The sequence below is a fragment of the Paracoccus sp. PAR01 genome, from assembly GCF_014851995.1.
Lineage (GTDB): Bacteria > Pseudomonadota > Alphaproteobacteria > Rhodobacterales > Rhodobacteraceae > Paracoccus > Paracoccus litorisediminis.
This window is the reverse complement of record NZ_JACVAW010000107.1, coordinates 1-320: the sequence shown is the minus strand read 5'-3', so window position 1 is coordinate 320 and position 320 is coordinate 1. Positions and strand designations below refer to the sequence as shown.

Sequence of the window (320 nt, the reverse complement as noted above, 5' to 3'; positions counted from 1 at the left end):
GGCTGCCGCCTGAAAATGCAATCCGCCCAAGCGGACAGTTGTCGCCCACAGGCGTTCTTCAGTTGAGGGAGTGTCGGGAGTCAGATCAATCAGCCCTGCACGGCAAAATTCACCATGATCATGCTCAATGAAATAACTGCAATGATCAGCGATGCCATGGCGAGTCGGTCGGACATAGTGCACACCTCTGAGGCCGTGGACTTGGAATGATAGTGACAGGCCGCGCGACAGGAGGTCAAGCTCTGGACCGAATGCCGAATGTGTGAGTAACATGATGGCCACTGCTTAGATCAGGCTGGATACTGGAAGATGCTGTGGCA

Annotated in this window: 1 protein-coding gene; it reads right to left on the bottom strand. The window is 54.4% G+C overall.

The window, feature by feature from the left end:
• Positions 1–273: hypothetical protein (locus tag IB235_RS25505; RefSeq protein WP_225612633.1), on the bottom strand; the 273-nt coding region annotated here is incomplete at its 3' end.
• Between the last annotated feature and the right edge of the window lie 47 nt (positions 274–320).